The following is a 14,630-nucleotide window of genomic DNA, read 5'->3' as shown; positions in this document are numbered from 1 at the left end:
TTCCGGCGCCAACTCTAGGATCGCCCGCGGCAGTTGAAACGTGAGCGAAGGGTGTGACCAGTGGCGCTGGAGATACGTCAGGCGGATCAGTCGGACCGGGACGCGGTGGCGGGGCTGCTCGACGAGGCCTTCCGCACCGACCCGGTCAGCAGCTGGGTCTTCCCGGATCCGGAGCACCGGGCCGCGGTGCACGGCAGGTTCCTGGGCGTCTTCGTGGACGTGGCGCTGGCCGAGGGCCGGATCGACTACGCGGTGGACGGCTCGGCGGCGGCGCTGTGGCTGCGGATCCCGGCCGGGGATCCGGAGGGGGAAGCCGCCGAGGACGACGTCCCGGCGAAGATGCGCGCGGTCGCCGACCCCGACAACGAGCGGTGCGAGCTGGTCGGCAGGCTGACGGGCGCGGTGCACCCGACCGCCGAGGAGCACGAGTACCTGCTGATGATCGCGGTCGCCCCGGGCCGGCAGGGCGAGGGGCTCGGGACCGAGCTGATGCGGCCGGTGCTCGAGCGCTGCGACCGCGAGGGCGTGCCGGCGTACCTGGAGGCGAGCAGCGAGCGCAGCAAGGGGCTGTACGAACGGCTCGGCTGGGAGTTCACGGGTGAGGCGGTGCAGCTGCCGGAGGGGCCGCTGATGTGGCCGATGTGGCGCAAGCCGCAGGGGGCGACGTCATCCCGTTCGCGCTGACCACTGCTCGCGCCGCACTTTCGCAAGCGCTGAAACCGGCCGAACGCGCGGAACCGGCCTACCGTGGAGGTATGGCCGGTGAACAGCACCAACAGCAGGATCGGCGCCACCCGCACCCGCCCGAGCCGGTGGACCCGCAGACCGCGCACGAACAGCTCGCGTGCCCGGTCTGCGGGCGCCCCGTCGTCACCGTCATCCGGCGGCGGAAGGCGCTGGGGATCTTCATTCCGGAGTGGGTACCGGGTCCCTGCCGGAACCCGGACTGCGCGGAATACGTACCCGAGGTGGGAAAGCTGCCCTAGCTCGTCAGCTCTTCGAGCCCAGCCCCGACGCGGCCAGCCCGTTGCGCCACAGCTGGTCCACGCGCGAGCGCTCCGCGCTGTTCGGGTTGGCGTTCTGGCACGAGGTGCCCGGGCCGCCGCCCGACATCAGCTCGGAGCAGGGGCCGGAGTAGTGGTCCGGCAGACCCAGCACGTGGCCGGTCTCGTGCGCGGTCACCCGGGTGGAGTTGTACTGCTGGTTCTGCCGGTAGTCGAGGAAGATGTAGCCCCGGCCGTGGCCGTCCGTGCTCGCGTACGAACCGCGCGAGTCGTTTCCCTCGTTGTACGAGAAGTTCCCGCCGGAGGAGACCTCCTGCAGCTTCACGTTCGAGACCGAGCTGTTCCATATCTGCGTGGAGCGGGATATCTGGCTGCGGAAGCTGGGCGCGTTGCGCGTGTTGTAGGTGACGGTCACCGCGAGGACGGCCGGGTTCGCGGCGCGCTGCTCGGCGACCGAGCGCTGCACGGCCTCGAAGAAGGCGCGGTTGGCGTCCTGGTTCTCCTGCGAGGCCTCGTACGCCGCGTACGTCGCGGCATTGCCGACGGGCGCGGGGGCGGCGCTGGCGTTGGGGACCACGCCGAGGGCGGCCGCGAGGCCGAGGCCGACGGTGGTGGCCAGTACGGCCTTTCGGGACATACGGGAGTGGCGCATGTGGGGGGCTCCTGCTCGATCCGGTGGGGGGTGGGTCGTTCGGTACCGGAGTCTGCGGGAGCGGGAGCGGCCGGCGGATGATGTCAGCCACCGATAGCGCCGGCCTATCGGGGAGATTTCGGAAGGTCAACTTCCGTGAGAATGGCGGGATTCGGTGGGGTATCAGTGGCTGGTGCGGTCCGCTGGGACCGGCCTACTCTCGGTTCATGGAGCTCGAGGTGAGGCACCTGCGCGCACTGTGCGCCATTGCCGACGCCGGCAGTCTGCACAAAGCCGCGCGGCAGCTCGGCGTGAGCCAGCCCTCCCTGACGACCCAGCTGCGCCGCATCGAACGCGCCCTGGACGGCGAGCTGTTCCTGCGCGAGCGCACCGGCTGCCGGCCCACTCCGTTCGGCCGCACGGTCCTGGGCCGGGCCCGCCCGCTGCTGGCCGAGATGGCAGCGCTCGTCGCCGAGGCCCGGGCGCTGGCCCGCGGTCCGCGGCTGAACATCGGCTCCACCGCCAGCCGGGCGATACCGGGGTGGCTGCGCCGGATCCACCGCCGGATGCCGGACTTCGAGACCTCGCTGGTGGTGGACGTGTCCGCCAACGCCCTGCTGCGGATGGTGGCTTCGGGGCAGCTGGACGTGGCGTTCGTCCACGAGGTGGAGGGCAGCCCGCTGTGGGTGCCGGCCGGGCTGGAGCTGCGGGTCCTGATGGAGCGGGAGCCGCAGTTCGTCTCGATGTCCCGGGACCATCCGGCGGCCCGCCGGCCGGTGGTGGAGTTACAGGACCTGGCGGCCGACCGGTGGACGGTCGACCCCTCCGTGGACGGCGAATGGGACGGCCTGCGCCGGGTGTTCGCCGGGGCCGGGCTGGACCCGCCCGTCCTGCACGCCGACTACCACACCGCGACCTCGCTGATCGTCTCCGGCGAGGCGGTGGCCCCCTGCCAGCCGACCTCCGGGCCACGCGACGACATGGCCATACGGCCGCTGTCCGGCGACCCCCTCGCGGTCCGGCTGCTGCTGGCCACGCGGCCCGGTGCGCATGCCGAGGTCTTCGAGGACCTCCGGGCGGCCTACCGCGAAGCCGCCCTCCGCACGCCGCCGTACCGCGCCTGGCTCCACCACCACGCCAGCCCCCTCCTGGCGGCGTAGCCGCCGATGGCGGGCTGACCGGCGCCGATGCGCGTCACGCCGGCCGGTGCTGTCCGTGCTCGGCGGCGACACCCGGCCGCTGTGGGCCGAAGTCGCCGGGTTCCTCCGCTCGAACGTGCCCGACGTCGAGGAGTACGTCGCCGAAGGCGTGGGCCACCTCCTCCGCATCGAGCAGTCCCGGCCGGTCGCCGAAGCCATGGCCCGGTTCCTCGAACGTCACCCCATCGCGTGCTGAGCGCCGGAGGAGACGCTTGACTTCGGGCATCCGCGATATATCGTGTTAGCCAGAAGACGCGATATGTTGCGTGCCGTGTCCGTACGCCGAGGAGGATCAGCACCATGGCAGAGCAGAAGACGTGGTCGGTCGCCGAACCGCAGAAGCTCACCTTCGAGGAGCCGGTGACCGAGCTCCGCGTCCGCCTCGTCGGCGGCACGGTCAACGTCGTCGCCGACGAGGGTCCGGCCCGCCTCGAGGTGGCCGCGGTCGACGGGCCGCCGCTGTACGTCGTCCAGGAGGGCGGCACCCTCACCGTGTCCTACGAGGACCTGCCCTGGAACGGGTCCCAGGACCTCAAGAAGTGGTTCGAGGGCAAGCCCTGGAAGGCCTGGTCCCGCTCCGGTAGCGGCCGCAAGGCCTGGGAGCGCCGGGCCACCGTCACCCTCACGGTCCCCGCCGCCACCCATGTGCAGCTGGCAACGGTCAGCGCCACTTCCGTCGTCTCCGGCATCGGAGCCGACACCGACGTCAGCGGGGTCTCCGGCGACATCACGCTGGTCGGCCTGTCCGGCAAGGTCAACGCGAAGACCGTCTCCGGCGGCGTCGAGGCCCAGTCCCTCACCGGCGGGCTCGGCTTCCACTCCGTCTCCGGCGGCCTGACCGTGGTCGACGGCGCCGGCGGCACCGTACGCGCCGACTCCGTCAGCGGCGACATGCTCATCGACCTGGCCCTCGACGCGGCCGAGCCGCGGCCGGTGGACATCTCCCTCAACTCCGTGTCCGGGCAGGTCGCGATCCGCCTTCCGCACCCGGCCGACGCGCGGGTGGAGGCCAACACGGCCACCGGCGGCGTCTCCAACGCCTTCGAGGACCTGCTCGTCTCCGGCCAGTTCGCGGCCAAGCGGATCACCGGCACGCTCGGCGCCGGGACCGGAACCCTGCGGGCCACCACCGTCTCGGGCTCCATCGCGCTGCTGCGCCGCCCGGCCGCCGACGCCCCGGCCGCCCCCCTCGTGCTCGACAAGAAGGTGCTCTGACATGCCGCCCGTCTTCGCCCACGGCCGCCTCCGCCTCTACCTGCTCAAGCTGCTGGACGAGGCACCGCGTCACGGCTACGAGGTGATCCGGCTGCTGGAGGAGCGTTTCCAGGGCCTGTACGCGCCCTCCGCGGGCACGGTGTACCCCCGGCTGGCCAAGCTGGAGGCCGAGGGCCTGGTCACGCACGCCACCGAAGGCGGGCGCAAGGTGTACTCCATCACCGAGGCGGGCCGCGCCGAACTGGCCGACCGCGGCGGTGAACTCGCCGACCTGGAGCTGGAGATCCGAGACTCGGTCTCCGAGCTGGCCGCCGAGATCCGTGACGACGTACGGGGCGCGGCGGGCGCCCTGCGGCGCGAGATGCGGGCCGCGGCCTCCGCGACGGCGACCCCGGTCGAGGACGCGTCCTGGGCGGCGGCCAAGGAGGAGCTGCGCAAGGCCAAGCAGGAGTGGAAGGAGCAGGCGCGCCGGGCGAAGGACGAGAGCCGCAGGGCCCGCGAGGAGGCCCAGCAGGCCCGCCGTCAGGCCAAGGAGGCGCAGGAGCGGGCGCGCGAGGAGGTCATGCGGATCGCGGGCCAGCTGCAGGAGCAGTTCGCGAAGTCGGGCGGGGTGCTGGGCAATCTGGCCGGCACCTGGCTCGGCGGCAGCATCGGCGGCGCGAGCGGCGCGAGCGGCACGAGCAGTACGGGCGCCGGTACGGGTACCGCCGGCGCCGCGGCGGCGGACTCGCACTGGGCCGAGGACCTCGCCCCCACCGGTGACCCGGCCCGCGACCTGGACCGCCTGCTGGACCGCTTCCGCGACGACGTCCGCGATGCGGCCCGCGACCACGGCGTCACCCCGGCCAAGCTGGCCGAGGCCCGGGCCCACCTCGCGGCGGCGGCGGACCGCCTCGCGGAGGCGCTCCGGCCGCCGCGGTAGGTCGCGGGTCCGGCCGCGGATCAGCCTGGGGTCCGGCCGCGGATCAGCCTGGGGATCCGGCCGCGGATCAGGCCGCCAGGCCCGCCTCGGCCGCCGCGTACGTGACGCCGTGGTCTGCCAGGACCTCGGCGGCCGCGCCCGGGCGGGAGAGCAGCGCGAGCAGCAGGTGCAGGGTGGCGATGTGGCGGTCGTGGCGGCCCAGCGCGATGCGCAGGGACTGCTCCAGGGTCTTCTTCGCGCCCTGGGCGAAGGGGACGTGGCGGCTCTCCGGCTCCGGGCGGCCCAGCGCCGAGCGGAGCGAGGAGCCCAGGGTCCGCCGGCGCGGGGCCGCCGAGGCCAGTGCGCCCTCGCCGTGGGTCTCCTCGACCCGGGAGACGATCTCGGTGAGGTCGATGCCGAGGCCCGCGAGAGCCTCCTCGTCCGCCCGGGACATGCCGCCCCGGCGGCGGGCCGCGGCGAGGTCGGCCGTCACCGCGGCGCGGTCCACGCCCAGCGGATCCAGTGCGCCCCGGTCCAGCAGGGCCAGGAGCAGGTGCTCCTCGGTGACGGTGGCGGCGCCGGCCCGGCGGGCCTCGGCCACGGCGCCCGTCACGGTGTCCCGGGCGTCCTGCGTGAAGCGTTCGAACATCAGACCCTCCCGTGCTTCTTGTGTACGGCCTGCCGGCTGACGCCGAGTTCGGCCGCGATCTCCTGCCAGGACCACCCCTGTGCACGGGCGCTGCGTACCTGTACGGCCTCCAGCTGCTCCAGCAGCCTGCGGAGCGCGGCCACGGCACGCAGGCCCACGCGGGGGTCTCGGTCCCCGGCCCGCTCGGCGAGATCGGTCGCTTCTGTCATGCCTGTCAATTTAGGTTGACGGGCACGCCGGTGTCAACCACCGTTGACGCGACGGGAGGGTCTCCGCCTACACCGTCAGGACGATCTTCCCGAACAGGTCGCCGGCCTCCAGCTTCTCGAAGCCCTCCCGCGCCCGGTCGAGCGGCAGGACCTCGTCGATCACCGGCCGGACCCCGGTCGCCGCACAGAAGGCGAGGAGGTCCTCCAGCTCGTCCTTGGACCCCATCGTCGAGCCGACCACCTTGAGCTCCAGGAAGAAGATCCGGGTCAGCTCGGCGTGCGCGGGGCGGTCCCCGCTCGTGGCGCCCGAGATGACCAGGGTGCCGCCCGGACGCAGCGACTTGACCGAGTGCGACCAGGTGGCCGCGCCGACCGTCTCGATCACCGCGTCCACCCGCTGCGGCAGCCGCGCGCCCGGCTCGTACGCCTCCACCGCGCCCAGCTCCACCGCCCGCTTGCGCTTGGCCTCGTCCCGGCTGGTGGCGAAGACGCGCAGGCCCGCCGCCTTGCCGAGGACGATCGCGGCCGTCGCGACCCCGCCGCCGGCGCCCTGCACCAGCACCGAGTCGCCGGGGCGCACGCCCGCGTTCGTGAACAGCATCCGGTACGCCGTCAGCCACGCCGTCGGCAGGCACGCGGCCTCCTCGAACGACAGCTCGGCGGGCTTGCGGAGCACGTTCCAGGCGGGGACGGTCACCTGCTCCGCGAACGTGCCCTGGTAGCGCTCGGTCAGGATCGAGCGAGGCTCGTCGGGGCCGACCCCGTGGCCGGTCTGGCCGATCACGGAGTGCAGGACGACCTCGTTGCCGTCCTGGTCGATGCCGGCGGCGTCGCAGCCGAGGATCATCGGGAGTTTGTCCTCGCCGAGGCCGACCCCGCGCAGCGACCACAGGTCGTGGTGGTTGAGGGAGGCGGCCTTGACGTTCACGGTCACCCAGCCGGGGCGGGCCTCGGGGGCCGGGCGCTCGCCCAGCACAAGGCCGCTCAGCGGCTGGTCACGGTCGATTCGGGCGGCGTAGGCAGCGAACATGCCGCGACGCTACCGCCCGGTAGCGCGGCGGGCCAGCCCTGCCGGGGCTCTGTGGGTGAGGCCTTCGTCGCACGGCCGCCCGTACGGATCGGTGGCCGTCGGCGGGAACCGGACGGGGGTGTTCCTGCGTCCGTACTGGGCCGTCCGGGGGGCGAGCGGAACCATTCGTTGCGTGCTCAACTAAGCGTGCCACGTGCGGTCTTGTGTGACCTGGAGGGGGAAGTGGAACGTCGGGATCAAGCCTCGAGTGGCGGTAATATTCACGCCATGCCGCCCGGCTCGTCATGAGCCTGCCACCTTGTGGCCGCATTCTCATTGACGAAGCGTCAGCTTCGTCGAGGCGCTGAGGCGGAGCATCCCCTCCCGGTTCGGGGGCGGGGAGGGTGTGCCCAACAGAAGAGGGGCCCGGCCGGATGAAACATCCGGCCGGGCCCCTCTTCTGTGCTGCTGCCGGGTCAGACCAGGCGGGCCACGCCGTCGGCCTTGGCCGCCGCGGCGACCGCGGCCGCAACGGCCTCGGCGACGCGCTCGTCGAACGGCGACGGGATCACGTAGTCGGCGGCGAGCTCGTCACCCACGACACCGGCGATGGCGTCGGCGGCGGCGATCTTCATGCCCTCGGTGATCCGGCTGGCGCGGACCTTCAGGGCGCCCGCGAAGATGCCCGGGAACGCCAGCACGTTGTTGATCTGGTTCGGGAAGTCCGAGCGGCCCGTGGCCACGACCGCCGCGTACTTGTGCGCGACGTCCGGGTGGACCTCCGGGTTCGGGTTGGCCATGGCGAAGACGAAGGCGTCCTTCGCCATCGAGGCCACCGCCTCCTCGGGAACCGTGCCGCCGGAGACGCCGATGAACACGTCCGCGCCGTTCAGGGCCGCTTCCAGGGAGCCGGTCTGGCCGGTCTTGTTCGTCAGGCCCGCGATCTCCGCCTTGACGTCCGTCAGGTCGGAGCGGTCCGCGGAGACGACGCCCTTGCGGTCGGTGACGCAGACGTCGCCGATGCCCGCGTCCACGAGGATCTTGGCGATGGCGATGCCCGCCGCGCCCGCACCCGAGATCACGGCGCGCAGGTCGCCGAGCGTGCGCCCGGTCAGCTTCGCGGCGTTGCGCAGGGCGGCCAGGGTCACGATCGCCGTGCCGTGCTGGTCGTCGTGGAAGATCGGGATGTCCAGGGCTTCCTGGAGCCGGCGCTCGATCTCGAAGCAGCGGGGGGCGGAGATGTCCTCCAGGTTGACCCCGCCGAAGGACGGAGCGAGGCGGATGACCGTCTCGATGATCTCGTCCGTGTCCTTGGTCGCGAGCGCGATCGGCACCGCGTCCACACCACCGAACTGCTTGAACAGGATGGCCTTGCCCTCCATCACGGGGAGGGAGGCCTCGGGACCGATGTCACCGAGTCCGAGCACGGCCGTACCGTCGGTGACGACGGCGACCACGTTGGACTTCCAGGTGTACTCGTTCACCAGCTCGGGCTGCTCCGCGATGGCGCTGCAGACCTTCGCCACGCCGGGCGTGTACGCGAGGGACAGGTCATCCTTGTTCTGGACCGGCACCGTGGCCTGGATGGCCATCTTGCCGCCCCGGTGCAGCGCGAACACCGCGTCCGGGTTGTTGTCCGTCGCGCTGTCGCTGCGAGGATTGACGATCTCCGCTGCCACTTTCTTGGCCCCTTAGGTCTTTGAATCGTTGAGGGTGACCACACCTGGTTAAGGGGTGGGCGGGCACCGCGTCCGTACTCCGCATCGACGGTTGGCCCGTCTCCGCGAAGGGGAGGTTCGTACGCGCGGGCGCGCCGCACGCGCGCCCTGAGCCCCGGATGAGGGGTGTAAGGATCCGTTGTACCCGAAGAACGCTCACCCAGACGAGTCGATTCCGACTCGACAGTAGACCTCTTGTCCTGTTTTTGGCGAAAGGTCCAAACACCTCTGTCCAACGGGCGAGACGGACCGCAAATAGTCCGTCAAAAGGGCCAGGTCACAGCGGTTCCTGCGGCGCTGAAGGCCACATTCCGCAGTCCTGTTGGGTACCCCCACCCACCCGTTATCCGATTTTGACCTGACGAACTGCCTGAATGCGTCAGTCCGAATGGCAAGATGCCGTAATCACACGAGGTCGCGACACTCGAAGGTGCGTGCCGACCGCTCTCGGATGCTTTCCCCAGCCACCCGGAGGAACCAGCTCATGACCGCAAGCACCACCCGTCGTACGACCGCCGCCCGGTCCCGGATCGCCGCGGTCGGCGCGATCGCGGTCGCCGGCGCCCTGATTCTCACCGGCTGTGGCGACCAGACGGAGGGCGGCTCCGCGTCGACCCCCTCCGGTGGCACGGCGAAGGACAACAGCGCCCCGCTCTTCTCGGCCCTGCCGAAGAAGATCCAGGACGCCGGTGTCATCAAGATCGGTACCGACTCCGCCTACGCTCCGATGGAATTCGTCGAGGGCGGCAAGATCGTCGGTGTCGACCCCGACATCGCCGAGGCGCTCGGCAAGCAGCTCGGCGTGAAGATGCAGTTCACCGCCGGCACCTTCGACGGCCTGATCACCTCGATCTACACCGGCCGTGAAGACGCGATCATGTCGTCGATCACCGACAACAAGAAGCGCCAGGAGGGCCTGGACGACAAGGGCCAGAAGATCGGCAAGGGGATCGACTTCGTCGACTACTTCTCCTCCGGCCTCTCGCTCCTCGTCAAGAAGGGCAACCCCGAGGGCATCAAGTCGATGGACGACCTCTGCGGCAAGACCGTGGCCGTCCAGCGCGGCACGATCTACGAGGACACCTTCAAGGCCCAGGCCGAGAAGTGCGGTGACAAGAAGCTCACCATCCAGGCCTTCGACACCGACGCCGAGGCGCAGACCCGCGTCAAGGCCGGCGGCGCCGTCGCCGACCTGAACGACTACCCGGTCGCCGCCTACACGGTGAAGACCTCCGGTGGCGGCAACGACTTCGAGGTCGCCGGCCAGCAGAGCGACGTCGGCCTCTTCGGCATCGGCGTGAGCAAGGAGAACACCCAGCTCCGCGACGCCCTCAAGCAGGCCCTCGACGCCATCATCAAGGACGGCTCCTACGCCAAGGCGCTGGAGAAGTGGAACGTGCAGGACAGCGCCGTCAAGTCCGCGACGGTCAACGCAGGTCAGTAAGTCCCGCGCTCCACGCTCCACTGAAGGGCAGTCATTGTGACTGACAAGATCGAAAAGGGTCCGGCCGAGAACCCGCCGGCCGGACCCGGCGCCTCGGGCACCCCGTACGAGGCCATCAAGGCCATCCCGGTGCGGCACTACGGCCGCTGGGTCAGCGGCGTCGTGGTCGTCGCGCTGCTCGCCTGGCTCGTCTACGCGTTCGCCAACGGCAACGTCATCTGGGCGACGGTCGGCGACAAGCTGTTCGACCCGGCGGTCCTCAGCGGTCTCGGCAACACCGTGATCATCAGCGTCTCGGCCATGGCGCTGGGCCTCGTGCTCGGCATCGTGTTCGCGGTGATGCGGCTTTCGAACAACCCGGTGACGGGTGCCGTCTCCTGGCTCTACATCTGGTTCTTCCGCGGTACCCCGGTGTACGTGCAGCTGCTGGTGTGGTTCAACCTGTCGCTGATCTTCCAGTACATCAACCTCGGTCCGATCTACAAGAACGAGACCGTCGACGTCATGACCCCGTTCATGGTCGCCCTCCTGGGCCTCGGCCTGAACGAGGGCGCGTACATGGCGGAGATCGTCCGGGCCGGCATCCAGTCGGTCGACGAGGGCCAGACCGAGGCCGCGCACGCGCTCGGCATGCCGCAGACGAAGACCATGCGCCGGATCGTGCTGCCGCAGGCGATGCGCGTGATCATCCCGCCGACCGGCAACGAGTTCATCAACATGCTGAAGACCTCGTCACTGGTCTCGGCGGTGCAGTACACGGAACTCCTGCGGGCCTCGTCGAACATCGGCAACACGGCCGGTGCCATCATGGAGATGCTGTTCGTGGCCTCCTTCTGGTACCTGGCTCTGACCAGTGTGTTCAGCGTCGGCCAGTACTACCTGGAGCGCCGCTTCGCCCGTGGTTCCACGCGGAACCTGCCGCCGACGCCGTTCCAGCGCCTGCGTGCCAACCTGAACATGTTCCGCCGTACGGAGGTCGCGCGATGACCACTCAGCCGATGGTCAAGGCCGAGGGCGTCCACAAGTCGTACGGCGCCGCCCACATCCTCCGGGGCATCGACCTCGAGGTCGCCCCGCGCGAGGTCTTCTGCCTGGTCGGCCCGTCCGGCTCCGGCAAGTCGACCTTCCTGCGGTGCATCAACCACCTCGAGCGCATCAACTCCGGGCGGCTCTCGGTGGACGGCCAGCTGGTGGGCTACCGCCAGAAGGGCGACAAGCTGTACGAGCTGAAGGACAGCGAGGTCGCGGCCCAGCGCCGCGAGATCGGCATGGTCTTCCAGCGCTTCAACCTGTTCCCGCACATGACGGCCATCGAGAACGTCATGGAAGCCCCGGTCATGGTCAAGGGCGAGTCCAAGGCGGTGGCGCGCGAGCGCGCCGTACGCCTCCTGGACCGCGTGGGCCTCGGCGACAAGGGCGGGAACTACCCCACCCAGCTCTCCGGCGGCCAGCAGCAGCGTGTGGCGATCGCCCGCGCGCTGGCCATGGAGCCGAAGCTGATGCTCTTCGACGAGCCCACCTCGGCGCTCGACCCGGAGCTCGTCGGCGACGTCCTCGACGTCATGCGGGACCTGGCCGAGTCGGGCATGACCATGATCGTGGTGACCCACGAGATGGGCTTCGCCCGCGAGGTCGGCGACAACCTCGTCTTCATGGACGGCGGCGTCGTGGTCGAGTCCGGCCACCCGCGCGAGGTGCTGGGCAACCCGCAGCACGACCGGACGAAGGCGTTCCTGTCCAAGGTGCTGTAACCGCGGTGCCGTAACCGCGCAGAACGGCCGAGAGGGGCGGTACGGGATTCCCGTACCGCCCCTCTCGCGCGCCGCTCGTATGCCGCGGAGGTTCTCACTTTCCTACAAGGGCACTACTTCAGTCCCAGGACCAGCGCGTCCGAGGGGGAGCGCCAGATCGTCCGGGCCTCCGCGAAGCCCGCCTCGCGCAGGGTCCGGGCGTGCCAGGCGTCGTCGGGGGTGTCCCCGTCGGCGTGCTCGCCGTAGATCTCGAACCGGCGCTTCGTCGGCTCGGCGAGCACCGGGTCGGCGGCCGCGAGGGCCCACCAGTCGGCCCAGTCCAGCGCGCCGGCCGCCCGGGCCCGGTCCATCCCGGCATGCCGGTGGGCGCGCTCGGCGGCGTTGATCCGCGGGGTCGCCGGGTCGGGCATGTGGTCGGCGTTCATGAAGACCCCGCCCGGCCGCACCAGCGGGGCGAGCTGCCCGTAGAGCACCGCGAGGTCCGGGCTGTGCAGCCAGTGCAGCGCGGTGGCCGTGAGGACGGCGTCGTACGTGTCGTACGGGAGCGTCGAGGTCCAGCCGGGGTCCTTGAGGTCGGCGGTCACGAACGTGACGCGCCGGTCGCCGTCGAAGTGGCCCCGGGCGATGGTCAACAGCGCCGGGTCGAGATCGACGCCCGTACTGGTGGATTCCGGGAACCGCTCGAGGACGCGGTCCGTAATACTTCCCGTACCGCACGCCAGATCGAGCACCCGGGGGGTGGGGCCCACGAGTGCCTCGACCATGTCCAGCATCACCCGGAAGCGCTCCTCGCGGTCGGGCATGTACCACTCCTGCTGCCGGTCCCAGCTCTTCTGCCAGGCCTGCCAGTCGGTCGTGGTCTCCGCCATCACTGACCCCTCCAGTCGTAATACCCTCGAATAAGTCTCACCCGTTACCCGAGACACTAATCCGCAGCCGTAAGGACTACAAGTGGAACTGGCCCATTACTCGGACTATGCCGTGCGCCTGGTCAACACCGAGGAGCCGGCCCGCAACAAGGATTCGCTCACCTCGGTGGACGCCGTCCGGGGCCTCTTCGGCACCGGGGTCCAGGCCGCCCGCCGGGTCACCGACGCCGACGTCACCCGCTTCCGCAACGTCCGCGGCCGGCTGCGCGCCGTCTTCGAGGCCGCCGACGGCGGCGACCACGTCCTCGCGGTCGACCTGCTGAACTCGCTGCTCATGGAGTTCCCGGTCAGCCCGCAGGTCTCCGGCCACGAGTACCTCGACGACGAGGGCCGCCCGAACTGGCACATCCACCTCGCCGACCACCCCTCGAACGCCTCCGCCGGCTACGCCGCGCTCGCGTCCTTCGGCCTGGCCTTCCACCTCACCGAGCACGGCCCCGACCGCCTCGGCCTGTGCCAGGCCGCGCCCTGCCGCAACGCCTACCTCGACACCTCCACCAACCGCTCCCGGCGCTACTGCTCCGACCGCTGCGCCACCCGGGCCAACGTCGCCGCCTACCGGGCCCGCAAACGGCTGGAAGCCGAGGCGTCCGGCCAGAGCGGCCGCAGCGCCGAAGCGGCCCAGGACAGCCGCGCCCTCAGCGAACTCTGATCGGCCGCGCGCGGCCGGAAGCGCAGCACCGCCGTCGCCAGCACCAGCTCCTCGGGCACCGTCCCGTAGTCGGTGCTGTCGCCGGTCTCGTTGTACGGGTTGTCCCCGAGTACCCACCAGCCGCCCGGCCGCCGCTCCACCGCCCGCTTGACCACCAGCAGGTCCTGCTGGAACGGGTGCCGCAGCACCACCACGTCACCCGGGCGCACGGCGGCCCCGTACCGGACCACCAGCCGGTCGCCGTGCAGCAGCGTCGGCACCATCGAGGGCCCCGCCACCTCCAGCACCTCGAACGCCGCCCGCGAGCGCCTTCTCTCCACCGTGCCCGACCTCCTCGCCCGCTCTCGACTCACTGCGCATGCTGCCGCACACTCCCGTACGTTCGCTCACCGGTCCGCACGCCACCCTGGACTTTTGTCCTAAGCCCACGGGGCCGCTCGCGAAATCCCCTTTCCCACGGAGTAATCTCCCCTCTTGAGAAGACGATCACGAGGAGGACAAACTCCATGCTTTCCCGCCTCTTCGCCCCCAAGGCGAAGGTCTCCGCCCACTGCGATCTTCCGTGCGGCGTGTACGACCCTGCCCAGGCCCGCATCGAGGCCGAGTCCGTCAAGGCCGTACAGGAGAAGTACCAGGCCAACACGGACGCTGACTTCCGCGCGCGCGCCATCACCATCAAGGAGCAGCGCGCCGAGCTCGCCAAGCACCACGTTTCGGTGCTGTGGAGCGACTACTTCAAGCCCCCGCACTTCGAGAAGTACCCGCAGCTGCACACCCTGGTCAACGACACCCTGAAGGCCCTCTCGGCCGCCAAGGCGTCGAACGACCCGGCGACCGGCCAGAAGGCCCTCGAGCTCATCGCCGAGATCGACCGCATCTTCTGGGAGACCAAGGCCGCCTGATCCAGGCCTGTTCTCCTGCACGAAGGGGCCCGACCGTCACACCGGTCGGGCCCCTTCGCCGTGCAGGTACTGCGCGTGGACCACTCGTCCCCCCGTGGGACCACTCGTCCCCCCGTGGGACCACTCGTCCGCTGGTGGGACTACTCGTCCTCGTCGTCCTCGTCGTCCAGACGGGCGAGCCAGGTGGCCAGGCGTTCCACCGGGACCTCGAAGTCCGGGTTCAGGTCGACGAAGGTGCGCAGCTGCTCGGCGAGCCACTCGAAGGTGACCTCCTCCTCGCCGCGCCGCTTCTCCAGCTCCTCGATGCCGCGATCGGTGAAGTACAAGTCGGGCTCCGTGCCGTGATGAAGGTGTGCAGGGGATGTTTCCCGCCAGGATAATCCGCATGCCCGGCGAGACCTCCCGCCCTACCGGCCC

The 14,630-nt window shown here is 70.7% G+C and carries 19 protein-coding genes; 11 read left to right on the top strand and 8 right to left on the bottom strand.

Going from position 1 to position 14,630, the window contains the following annotated elements; translation table 11 throughout:
- Window positions 1-60 precede the first annotated feature (60 nt).
- Complete coding sequence (locus OHT74_RS13215; protein ID WP_328620336.1) at window positions 61-684, top strand: GNAT family N-acetyltransferase; 624 nt, start codon at window positions 61-63, stop codon at window positions 682-684.
- A 71-nt stretch (window positions 685-755) separates the two neighbouring features.
- Complete coding sequence (locus OHT74_RS13210) at window positions 756-986, top strand: hypothetical protein (RefSeq protein WP_266996972.1); 231 nt, start codon at window positions 756-758, stop codon at window positions 984-986.
- A 4-nt stretch (window positions 987-990) separates the two neighbouring features.
- On the opposite strand, the gene snpA is transcribed toward OHT74_RS13210, so the two are convergent.
- Complete coding sequence (gene snpA, locus OHT74_RS13205; RefSeq protein ID WP_266663878.1) at window positions 991-1,656, bottom strand: snapalysin; 666 nt, start codon at window positions 1,654-1,656, stop codon at window positions 991-993.
- A gap of 206 nt (window positions 1,657-1,862) precedes the next feature.
- Between snpA and OHT74_RS13200 the strand changes: the two genes are divergently transcribed.
- The 4 genes from OHT74_RS13200 to OHT74_RS13185 all read left to right on the top strand — a co-directional run bounded on the left by OHT74_RS13200 (window position 1,863) and on the right by OHT74_RS13185 (window position 4,971).
- Window positions 1,863-2,795 carry a LysR family transcriptional regulator gene (locus OHT74_RS13200; RefSeq protein ID WP_266663876.1) on the top strand — a complete coding sequence of 311 codons (933 nt, stop codon included), beginning with the start codon at window positions 1,863-1,865 and terminating at the stop codon, window positions 2,793-2,795.
- 55 nt (window positions 2,796-2,850) lie between these two features.
- The gene (locus OHT74_RS13195) at window positions 2,851-3,030 is read left to right on the top strand and encodes a hypothetical protein (protein WP_266663874.1); all 180 of its coding nucleotides are present in this window, start codon (window positions 2,851-2,853) and stop codon (window positions 3,028-3,030) included.
- Between the two features lie 104 nt (window positions 3,031-3,134).
- Window positions 3,135-4,049 (top strand): DUF4097 family beta strand repeat-containing protein, encoded by a 915-nt coding sequence (locus OHT74_RS13190; protein WP_266663872.1) that lies wholly within the window; start codon window positions 3,135-3,137, stop codon window positions 4,047-4,049.
- Window position 4,050: 1 nt separating this feature from the next.
- Window positions 4,051-4,971, top strand: a complete 921-nt coding sequence (locus OHT74_RS13185) for a PadR family transcriptional regulator (protein ID WP_328620335.1) — start codon at window positions 4,051-4,053, stop codon at window positions 4,969-4,971.
- Between the two features lie 67 nt (window positions 4,972-5,038).
- Here OHT74_RS13185 and OHT74_RS13180 read toward each other — a convergent pair whose 3' ends face one another.
- From OHT74_RS13180 to OHT74_RS13165, 4 genes are all read right to left on the bottom strand, one after another.
- Window positions 5,039-5,599 (bottom strand): Clp protease N-terminal domain-containing protein, encoded by a 561-nt coding sequence (locus tag OHT74_RS13180; protein WP_266663868.1) that lies wholly within the window; start codon window positions 5,597-5,599, stop codon window positions 5,039-5,041.
- Window positions 5,599-5,808, bottom strand: a complete 210-nt coding sequence (locus OHT74_RS13175; RefSeq protein ID WP_008741547.1) for a helix-turn-helix domain-containing protein — start codon at window positions 5,806-5,808, stop codon at window positions 5,599-5,601. The genes OHT74_RS13180 and OHT74_RS13175 overlap by 1 nt, the downstream gene beginning before the upstream one ends.
- 67 nt (window positions 5,809-5,875) lie before the next feature.
- On the bottom strand, window positions 5,876-6,838 hold the full coding sequence (locus OHT74_RS13170) for a zinc-binding dehydrogenase (RefSeq protein WP_053784639.1): 963 nt from the start codon (window positions 6,836-6,838) through the stop codon (window positions 5,876-5,878).
- Between the two features lie 455 nt (window positions 6,839-7,293).
- On the bottom strand, window positions 7,294-8,496 hold the full coding sequence (locus OHT74_RS13165) for an NAD(P)-dependent malic enzyme (protein WP_266996984.1): 1,203 nt from the start codon (window positions 8,494-8,496) through the stop codon (window positions 7,294-7,296).
- A gap of 523 nt (window positions 8,497-9,019) precedes the next feature.
- Between OHT74_RS13165 and OHT74_RS13160 the strand changes: the two genes are divergently transcribed.
- The 3 genes from OHT74_RS13160 to OHT74_RS13150 are packed head-to-tail and all read left to right on the top strand — an operon-like array spanning window position 9,020 to window position 11,730.
- Window positions 9,020-9,979: an ABC transporter substrate-binding protein gene (locus OHT74_RS13160; protein ID WP_266663862.1), complete on the top strand. Its 960-nt coding sequence runs from the start codon at window positions 9,020-9,022 to the stop codon at window positions 9,977-9,979.
- A 36-nt stretch (window positions 9,980-10,015) separates the two neighbouring features.
- Entirely contained in the window at window positions 10,016-10,966 is a 951-nt protein-coding gene (locus OHT74_RS13155; RefSeq protein WP_266663860.1) for an amino acid ABC transporter permease, read from the top strand.
- Window positions 10,963-11,730, top strand: coding sequence for an amino acid ABC transporter ATP-binding protein (locus OHT74_RS13150; RefSeq protein ID WP_323139554.1), 768 nt, complete (start codon window positions 10,963-10,965; stop codon window positions 11,728-11,730). Before OHT74_RS13155 ends, OHT74_RS13150 begins: the two co-directional genes overlap by 4 nt.
- 113 nt (window positions 11,731-11,843) lie before the next feature.
- Here the strand turns inward: OHT74_RS13150 and OHT74_RS13145 are convergent, their stop codons facing one another.
- The gene (locus OHT74_RS13145) at window positions 11,844-12,599 is read right to left on the bottom strand and encodes a class I SAM-dependent methyltransferase (protein WP_266663858.1); all 756 of its coding nucleotides are present in this window, start codon (window positions 12,597-12,599) and stop codon (window positions 11,844-11,846) included.
- 82 nt (window positions 12,600-12,681) lie between these two features.
- Between OHT74_RS13145 and OHT74_RS13140 the strand changes: the two genes are divergently transcribed.
- The gene (locus tag OHT74_RS13140; protein WP_266663856.1) at window positions 12,682-13,311 is read left to right on the top strand and encodes a CGNR zinc finger domain-containing protein; all 630 of its coding nucleotides are present in this window, start codon (window positions 12,682-12,684) and stop codon (window positions 13,309-13,311) included.
- Here the strand turns inward: OHT74_RS13140 and sodX are convergent.
- The gene (sodX, locus tag OHT74_RS13135) at window positions 13,215-13,574 is read right to left on the bottom strand and encodes a nickel-type superoxide dismutase maturation protease (protein ID WP_266672696.1); all 360 of its coding nucleotides are present in this window, start codon (window positions 13,572-13,574) and stop codon (window positions 13,215-13,217) included. The genes OHT74_RS13140 and sodX overlap by 97 nt on opposite strands.
- 243 nt (window positions 13,575-13,817) lie before the next feature.
- Between sodX and sodN the strand changes: the two genes are divergently transcribed.
- Window positions 13,818-14,213 (top strand): superoxide dismutase, Ni, encoded by a 396-nt coding sequence (sodN, locus tag OHT74_RS13130; protein ID WP_266663854.1) that lies wholly within the window; start codon window positions 13,818-13,820, stop codon window positions 14,211-14,213.
- 140 nt (window positions 14,214-14,353) lie between these two features.
- Here the strand turns inward: sodN and OHT74_RS13125 are convergent, their stop codons facing one another.
- A complete protein-coding gene (locus tag OHT74_RS13125; protein WP_010061466.1) occupies window positions 14,354-14,539 on the bottom strand; it encodes a DUF6104 family protein in 186 nt (61 codons plus the stop codon).
- Between the last annotated feature and the right edge of the window lie 91 nt (window positions 14,540-14,630).

Source organism: Streptomyces sp. NBC_00354, from assembly GCF_036106915.1.
Classification (GTDB): domain Bacteria; phylum Actinomycetota; class Actinomycetes; order Streptomycetales; family Streptomycetaceae; genus Streptomyces.
This window is presented reverse-complemented; position numbering and strand designations above follow the sequence as displayed.

Coding starts and splice junctions, on each gene's coding strand:
- OHT74_RS13210 (WP_266996972.1), top strand. CDS start 756: ATGGCCGGTGAACAGCACCAACAGCAGGATCGGCGCCACCCGCACCCG.
- snpA (WP_266663878.1), bottom strand. CDS start 1,656: ATGCGCCACTCCCGTATGTCCCGAAAGGCCGTACTGGCCACCACCGTC.
- OHT74_RS13200 (WP_266663876.1), top strand. CDS start 1,863: ATGGAGCTCGAGGTGAGGCACCTGCGCGCACTGTGCGCCATTGCCGAC.
- OHT74_RS13190 (WP_266663872.1), top strand. CDS start 3,135: ATGGCAGAGCAGAAGACGTGGTCGGTCGCCGAACCGCAGAAGCTCACC.
- OHT74_RS13185 (WP_328620335.1), top strand. CDS start 4,051: ATGCCGCCCGTCTTCGCCCACGGCCGCCTCCGCCTCTACCTGCTCAAG.
- OHT74_RS13180 (WP_266663868.1), bottom strand. CDS start 5,599: ATGTTCGAACGCTTCACGCAGGACGCCCGGGACACCGTGACGGGCGCC.
- OHT74_RS13175 (WP_008741547.1), bottom strand. CDS start 5,808: ATGACAGAAGCGACCGATCTCGCCGAGCGGGCCGGGGACCGAGACCCC.
- OHT74_RS13170 (WP_053784639.1), bottom strand. CDS start 6,838: ATGTTCGCTGCCTACGCCGCCCGAATCGACCGTGACCAGCCGCTGAGC.
- OHT74_RS13160 (WP_266663862.1), top strand. CDS start 9,020: ATGACCGCAAGCACCACCCGTCGTACGACCGCCGCCCGGTCCCGGATC.
- OHT74_RS13150 (WP_323139554.1), top strand. CDS start 10,963: ATGACCACTCAGCCGATGGTCAAGGCCGAGGGCGTCCACAAGTCGTAC.
- OHT74_RS13145 (WP_266663858.1), bottom strand. CDS start 12,599: ATGGCGGAGACCACGACCGACTGGCAGGCCTGGCAGAAGAGCTGGGAC.
- sodX (WP_266672696.1), bottom strand. CDS start 13,574: ATGGTGCCGACGCTGCTGCACGGCGACCGGCTGGTGGTCCGGTACGGG.
- sodN (WP_266663854.1), top strand. CDS start 13,818: ATGCTTTCCCGCCTCTTCGCCCCCAAGGCGAAGGTCTCCGCCCACTGC.